At 39.9% G+C, this 7,532-nt stretch carries 6 protein-coding genes and 1 pseudogene; 2 read left to right on the forward strand and 5 right to left on the reverse strand.

The genetic code is table 11. The features are described from left to right. Positions 1-330: HAD family hydrolase (locus tag LC574_RS17575; protein ID WP_229454694.1), on the reverse strand; the 330-nt coding region annotated here is incomplete at its 3' end. A 147-nt stretch (positions 331-477) separates the two neighbouring features. On the opposite strand from LC574_RS17575, the gene LC574_RS17580 reads away from it, so the two are divergent. Beyond that, entirely contained in the window at positions 478-720 is a 243-nt protein-coding gene (locus LC574_RS17580; RefSeq protein ID WP_229454695.1) for a hypothetical protein, read from the forward strand. 251 nt (positions 721-971) lie between these two features. Next, positions 972-3,911 carry a DNA polymerase I gene (polA, locus tag LC574_RS17585; RefSeq protein ID WP_229454696.1) on the forward strand — a complete coding sequence of 980 codons (2,940 nt, stop codon included), beginning with the start codon at positions 972-974 and terminating at the stop codon, positions 3,909-3,911. A 128-nt stretch (positions 3,912-4,039) separates the two neighbouring features. Here the strand turns inward: polA and psb27 are convergent, their stop codons facing one another. The 4 genes and pseudogenes from psb27 to LC574_RS17605 all read right to left on the reverse strand — a co-directional run. After that, positions 4,040-4,444, reverse strand: a complete 405-nt coding sequence (gene psb27, locus LC574_RS17590; protein WP_229454697.1) for a photosystem II protein Psb27 — start codon at positions 4,442-4,444, stop codon at positions 4,040-4,042. Between the two features lie 172 nt (positions 4,445-4,616). Next, positions 4,617-5,762 (reverse strand): 7,8-didemethyl-8-hydroxy-5-deazariboflavin synthase subunit CofH, encoded by a 1,146-nt coding sequence (cofH, locus tag LC574_RS17595; RefSeq protein ID WP_229454698.1) that lies wholly within the window; start codon positions 5,760-5,762, stop codon positions 4,617-4,619. Between the two features lie 56 nt (positions 5,763-5,818). Then, positions 5,819-6,949: a hypothetical protein gene (locus LC574_RS17600; protein ID WP_229454699.1), complete on the reverse strand. Its 1,131-nt coding sequence runs from the start codon at positions 6,947-6,949 to the stop codon at positions 5,819-5,821. An 81-nt stretch (positions 6,950-7,030) separates the two neighbouring features. Next, positions 7,031-7,532 (reverse strand): annotated as a pseudogene (locus LC574_RS17605) (hypothetical protein); the annotation flags it as partial.

The following is a 7,532-nucleotide window of genomic DNA, read 5'->3' on the forward strand; positions in this document are numbered from 1 at the left end:
CTTGTGGGCGATTTCCCTGGAAACAGCCCAATGGCGATGAATTTTTTGGGTGATCGGATCTTGAATCCAGGCTCCTTGATAAGCCATCAATGGTAGTGTAGAGCCGATATCTTGGTGAAAGCGCAAGGCTGATCGATACATTCGACCTGTAGCGATCGCTACTTGAATTCCTCGTGCTTGCGCTGCAACAATAGCTTGCTTTACAGGCTCGCTGATGGTGTTAGAGTGTCCAGCGATCGTGCCATCTATATCCAAAACTAGTAGTTTAATGTCTTTTGTAGCAGCCTGATTATCAGTAAATGCCAAATGTGTAGCAGATGCTTTCTGCATAATGTCCTAGATTTTAAGTTCCAGTAAGAGGTTAACTCAGAACTTGCACCAGTCCCCACGACCGCCTCAGAATGAATTCTGAGGCTTATAGCTAAAGTCTTCTAAAGAAGACTAAGTACAGCTTTGCGTAAAATCGTAGCTTTTTTAATGCAAGGGGATGCATTGGCATTGTCAGTCGATGCATTGGCATTGTCAGTCGATACATTGGTATTGTTAGTCGATGCATTGGCATTGTTAGTCGATGCATTGGTATTGTTAGTCGATGCATTGGCATTGTCAGTCGATACATTGGTATTGTTAGTCGATACATTGGCATTGTCAGTCGATGCATTGGCATTGCAGGGTATTGCCAAATTTAATTCGCTACGAATTAATGAAATGCTGTACTAAGTAAGGGTTTTAGTCCACGCTTAGTGGACTTGGGCTATAAGAAAAGAGAATTTATTCTCAGGCGGGATAGGCAGGTGCAAGATATAATTTAACAGGCTCTAGCAGCCTGTGGTGATTAGTAGAAAAAATTGGACGTTTTTTATTTGGAAGTCCCTTAGTAGGCAAAAACTACGCTATTGTTGCCAAAGCAAAGCTGAACTAGCATCTGAAATTGCTAACTATGTAACGAAGCTTCTGGCTAAAATAGGGCTATGTCTGAAATCACTTCTGTAACTGCAACACGCCCCACGTTCATCCTCGTAGATGGACACTCCCTCGCTTATCGTTCATACTTTGCTTTCGCCAAAGGGCGAGATGGAGGGCTGCGTACAAAAACGGGGATTCCCACCAGTATATGTTTTGGTTTTGTGAAGTGCCTGCTGGAGGTAATGGCAACACAACAGCCACAAGCAATGGCGATCGCTTTTGATTTGAGTGAGGCGACTTTTCGCCATGAAGCTGACGATACTTATAAAGCCGATCGCAAAGAAACGCCAGAAGACTTTATTCCCGACTTAGCAAACCTGCATGAATTGCTCGATGGCTTTAATCTACCAATTTTCACTGCCCCTGGTTACGAGGCAGATGATGTTTTGGGAACCTTAGCACAAAAAGTCACTGCTGCTGGGTATAGGGTGAAGATTCTTACTGGCGATCGCGATTTATTTCAACTAATCGACTCTGACAAAGAAATCACTGTTCTGAATTTTAGTCCAGATGCCCTAAAACGCTCTACAAATAGCATCACGGAATTTGAAGCCGAACAAGTCAAAGAAAAAATGGGGGTTTTACCTTCACAAATTGTTGATTTCAAAGCTCTTTGTGGTGATAAATCAGATAATATTCCTGGTGTGAAGGGAATTGGCGAAAAGACAGCAGTGCAGTTGCTAAATACCTATGGTTCCCTTGATAATATTTATGCTGCGTTAGATGAAATTAAAGGCGCAACTCAGAAAAAACTGGCAACGGGTAAAGAAGATGCCGATAAGTCTCGCTATTTGGCAACCATAGTTTTAGATGTTCCTATAGAAATTAATTTAGAAAATTGCAAATTAAAAGGTTTTGATACAAACGTCCTGACACCAATTTTAGAAAAGTTAGAATTCAAGTCTTTTTTAGGCAAGATTAACGATCTCCAGCAACGTTTTGGTGGCAAATTTGAAGAAAGCCAAGAAGCCAAAACAGACGCAATTAATCTCAATACTAACTCAGAATTCAGCGCTGATGAAGATAATGATTTGTGGTTTTTCAGTGCTAGTGATACAGCAGCAGTTACACAACAATCTACTTCCCCAATTACACCACGCATTATCAACACCGAAGCTAAATTAGCTGAGTTGGTGAAACTTTTACAAAAATTTACTAACCCAGAGACTCCCGTTGCTTGGGACACTGAAACCACCGATTTAGAACCAAGAGACGCGGAGTTAGTAGGAATTGGTTGCTGTTGGGGAACGAAACCAGATGAGGTAGCCTATATTCCTTTGGCGCACAAAACTGGGGAAAATTTGCATAAAGATTTGGTGCTAGAAACATTACGTCCAATTCTCGAAAGTACTGATTATCCCAAAGCTTTACAAAATGGAAAATTTGACCGCTTAGTTTTAAAGTGTCAAGGAATTAATTTGGCGGGAGTAGTTTTTGATCCCATGCTGGCAAGTTACATTCTAAATCCCGATTCAAGTCATAATTTGATGGATTTGGCGCAACGATATTTGGGATTGATAGCGAAAAGTTACTTAGATTTAGTTCCTAAAGGTAAAACCATCGCTGATATAGATATTCCTGCCGTAGCAGATTACTGCGGTATGGATGCTTATTCTACCTTTGGTTTAGTGGCAAAATTGCGTGAGGAACTTGATAAAATCCCAACTCTGTCTAAGCTATTAGTGGAAGTGGAACAGCCACTAGAAGCGGTTTTAGCCCAAATGGAATACACGGGTGTTCGGATTAATTCAGCTTATTTACAAGAACTTTCACAGCATTTAGAAACTGAGTTAGCCAGGTTAAAAGAGGAAGCAACTAAAATAGCTGGGGAAAATTTTAACTTGGGTTCTCCGAAGCAGTTGAGCCAAATTTTGTTTGAAAAGTTGGGGTTAAGCACTAGACATTCTCGTAAAATTCAAACGGGTTTCTCTACAGATGCAGCGACACTGGAAAGACTTCAAGAAGATGATAAAACTGGATTTGTTGAGGCGATCATTGAGTATCGTACTCTATCTAAATTAAAGTCTACTTATGTTGATGCATTGCCTGCATTGGTGCGTCCAGATACACAGCGAGTGCATACTGATTTTAACCAAACAGCAACATCAACTGGTAGGTTATCTTCTTCTAATCCGAATTTACAAAATATCCCTATTCGTACAGCTTTTAGTCGCCAAATTCGGAAGGCGTTTTTGCCAGAACCTGGTTGGTTAATGGTGGCTGCTGATTACTCACAAATTGAATTGCGGATTTTGGCTCATTTGAGTCAAGAGCCGATATTAGTGCAAGCATATCAGCAAAATGAAGATGTTCACACTGTGACGGCGCGGTTAGTGTTTGAAAAAGAAAATATAACCTCAGAAGAACGAGGGATAGCAAAAACTATCAATTTTGGCGTGATTTATGGAATGGGTTCTTTAAGGTTTTCGCGCTCAACTGGGATAGATAAGACCATTGCCAACGAGTTCATTAAGCGGTTTAATGAACGATATCCGAAAGTATTTGCATATTTGGAGGGAGTCAAAAAAGAAGCGATCGCTCTTGGTTATGTAGAAACTATTTTCGGTCGCCGTCGTTATTTTGACTTTACTAATAACAGTTTACGCAGATTAAAAGGCAGTAACCCAAAAGATATTGATCTGAGTAAATTGAAGAATTTGGGCGCTTATGATGCAGGTTTACTACGCTCTGCTGCTAATGCACCAATTCAAGGTTCTAATGCTGATATTATCAAAATTGCAATGGTAAAACTGCATGAGGTTCTGAAGAATTATCAGGCGCGTTTGTTGTTGCAAGTTCACGATGAATTAGTGTTTGAAATCCCCCCTGATGAATGGGAAGAATTACAACCGCAAATTAAGTCGGTGATGGAAAATGCAGTCCAATTGAGTGTGCCGTTGCTGGTGGATGCGCGTGTCGGTGAAAATTGGATGGAGACAAAGTAAATTGAACTGTGAAAAGGCTTTTAGCTATAAAAGTGTCAATCAGTTGAGTTGAAAATTTAATCAAGATAATCAAGAGTCAAAAGTCGATACTTTTGACTCCTGATGATGAAGTAGGCAATAGTTAAGAATTAACCGCCACGCTTCAGCGCTGCTTCTACCTGCTGTAACTCCTTCTCTAAACGATTTTTGAGTTTTTCGGGTACAGGACGATTTGGGTAAGAACTGTAGTGTCCTGCTAAGGAGTTGAGGGCTGTTCGCATGGTTGTAAAAGAGCCAAGACCAGAAACAGAGTTAACTCGCTGATAGCGAGCTGAAAAGTCATTAATTTTTTGACGCGCTTCTGCTTGAACTGCTGCTTTGTCTGATGAATCTTGTGATACATCCAGAGCTTGTCTCATAATATTGACCACAGCTAAGGTGTCTTGGCGATAATCCCCAGTCAAGCTATCTGGACTGCCAGAACAGCCCATTAAGCCGATAGATACAACCAAAACCAGCGCAAGCAAACGCGACCAATAGCGCTTCATATTCATTAAGTAAAAGGATACGTAAATCAACGTCCATCGTATCTTGGATTGGTAACTTGGGGAATGGGGAGTGGGGAGTGGGGAGTGGGGATGAGGGAGATGAGGGAGATGAGGGAGATGAGGGAGCAGGGGAGGATGAGGGAGTGAGGGACAAGAATTAATAACCAATGACTAATGACTAATGACTAATGACTTTTTGATAAAGAGTATTGCGTTGCTGGTAAGGTCTTCCTAAAGAAGCGATCGCAGTTTGCAAAGTTTCCACTTCCATACATGTACCACCCAAAGCACCTGCCATTGTGGTAATATGCTCCTCCATCAATGTGCCGCCGATATCGTTACAACCCCAAACTAAGGCTTCCGTTGCACCTGCAAGCCCCAGTTTTACCCAACTCTGCTGATGGTTGGGAATCCAATTACCTAAGTAAATCCGCGCTACAGCGCCTAGCAGCAGTGCATCACTCAAAACTGGTTGATCGCGTCCGACACGGCGACGTAAGGGTTTGGGCGCTTCTTGCCCAACGAAGGGTAATAAAATAAACTCTGTGATCCTTGCTGGATGTCCCTGATTAATGGCGGTTTTTTGGAGCGATCGCAATTTTTCTAAATGCCCCATTTGCTGTTGGTGGGTTTCAATATGCCCAGATAACATGGTACTGGTGGTATGCAAGCCTAATTTGTGAGCGGTGCTAACAATTTCTAGCCAAGTGGCTGTGTCAATCTTCTCTGGACACAATATCCGCCTTACTTCATCGTCTAACACTTCAGCTGCTGTTCCCGGCATTGAGCCAACACCAGCATCACGCAAAGCAGCAATTACATCAGCATACCCAAGTCCATCAAGTCTGGCGATAAATTCCACTTCTTGGGGAGAAAAAGCATGTAAATGTATCTGGGGAAATTCCTGTTTAATCGTTTCTACAACCTTGAGATAATAGGGCAAAGATTTACCATTTATCTGCGCTTGTAGATTTAATCCGCCCTGCATACAGATTTCCGTCGCACCCCGTTGCACTGCATCTGTCGCTTTTTCCAAAATTTGCGCCGAATCTAACCAGTATGCACCGGCATCACCATCATCTCGACGGAAAGCACAAAAACTACAGTGCTGCTCACAAATATTAGTAAAGTTGATATTACGATTAATTACATAAGTAACCGTATCGCCTGCTTGAGTGTGACGGAGTGTGTCGGATGTAGTACGTATCGCTGCGATCGCCTCCGGGTCAGTTTGTTGTAACAACACCACTCCCTCTTCGAGAGATAAGTCGTATCCCATCAAGGCGCGGTCAAGAATTTTTTCAACAGCTATTTTTGTCAGCATTATTTTCTTAATTTTTGAGTAAATCTTAATTTTAGTATTTTGTAAATAATAAAATTCTACTTAATAAATACACCCAGTTCTGGAGAATCCCAAGATCGGACATAAGTTTTATCTTTAAAATTAATCTCTTGATATTTCTTTTGTTTACTTTTTTTAGTTTCCATTGAAATAATCCCACAAGGCTCAAAATCTTGATAGGAAGCCTCTTTTTCTAAACTCGCCGAAATATTAGTTACATTAATATGTTGAATTTTAAATATTTTTTGATTATTTTGCTGCAAAAGTACCCATAAAGGGTATTCCCAAGGGTCATTTCCCATTGATAGCCCAATATTCGAGCATTTTTTGGAATTTAAAAACTCAACTGCTCCTGTGTAAGTACCTTTGAGGAATGGTCTATTACTAAAATACTGCTCAATTCTGGGGGTTTGAAATATATTGTTGCTATCTATAATAGGTCTGTACCTGTTAAAAAACACCCACGGCAATGATGATATTAGCAGAAATGTTACTATAAAAATTGCGATTTTTTGCTTTTTCAGCTTAGATAACACAACACCTACAAATGGAGAAATTAGGACAAACAAAGGTAAATGCAAACGACTATTCCACGCTTGCCATTTTAACAAGTAGCAAAATATCAAAAATGTAGATACGGTAGCAATAAGATAAGTAAAAATATAACTTTCTTTACGGAGAGATTTTCGAGCTAGAAAAATAATTATACATATTATTATCAACGCTAAATGTAATAAATTACCAGCACTATTTTCATTACCAGTTATCCCAATTGTTGACCAACCTCCTGGTACAAAGAATGTCTGGGAAAAAGTTGTCCGAGGATCGTTATAATCTACACCGATGAATATATGTATAAGTTGAATTAATCTGTTTGCTTTTCCATTCCATAAACCAATCGGTGTTCCTATATGCAAAGCAATATTTCTCAGGATATTAGAAATGAGTATATTAACACCGAGTATTTCATTACGATAGCCACTCGGTTCACCAAGTGGCGAAGCAAATAAATTATAATTGCGTAAATAGTGACTTATATTAAGCAATAAAGATATACTTCCTACTATCAAAGCAGGCTTCCATGCTTGCCACCGGAAGCGTTTAATCAGGTAAAAACCAAACCAAATTAAGAAGGGAAATACATAAAAATAAGCAGTTGCCTTGCTCAAAATAGCTAATCCTGTGCTACTACCAATATTAAATGAATTCGTCCAAATATCGCTTTTGCCTGCTTGGATAGTTGATAGTAATTAGTAAGCAAGACAAACTACCCAAAATGCAATTACATAATCATTTTGAGTGCTTGAAGCTTGCAATATTCCCATAGGAATTGTTGCAGTTACAACCGCAGAGAAAACTTGACCTCGTAAATCTGCTCCTAGTTGTTTGGCAATTAATGACACTCCAATAATACAGCCAATCATACTGAACCATTGAACTAAGTTAGCGAAGTAGTCACCACCACTTAAAATCTGAAAATGCAAAATCACGAACTCTGACCAAGGGTTTTGATATAGCTGTGGGGTATAACTTGTGGGATAATGAGCAATGCTATGATTTTGTATCCAATAAGCAACACGACTGATATGATAGTCCATAGAATCCCAATTATTGGGTGGTGCGATGATGGCAATTAATCCAACTATCGCTACAACGAAACCTATGCCACATAACAATAAATTTACGAAGGGTTTAATTTTAATATCTTTCTTTATTTGAGAAGAATTTCTTGGCTCTGAAGTCGGTATTATT

The organism is Nostoc sp. CHAB 5715, from assembly GCF_020829685.1.
Lineage (GTDB): Bacteria > Cyanobacteriota > Cyanobacteriia > Cyanobacteriales > Nostocaceae > Nostoc.

Excerpts from the sequence above, each read along its gene's own strand:
- LC574_RS17580 (WP_229454695.1), top strand. The coding sequence starts at position 478 with ATGCAAGGGGATGCATTGGCATTGTCAGTCGATGCATTGGCATTGTCA.
- polA (WP_229454696.1), top strand. The coding sequence starts at position 972 with ATGTCTGAAATCACTTCTGTAACTGCAACACGCCCCACGTTCATCCTC.
- psb27 (WP_229454697.1), bottom strand. The coding sequence starts at position 4,444 with ATGAATATGAAGCGCTATTGGTCGCGTTTGCTTGCGCTGGTTTTGGTT.
- cofH (WP_229454698.1), bottom strand. The coding sequence starts at position 5,762 with ATGCTGACAAAAATAGCTGTTGAAAAAATTCTTGACCGCGCCTTGATG.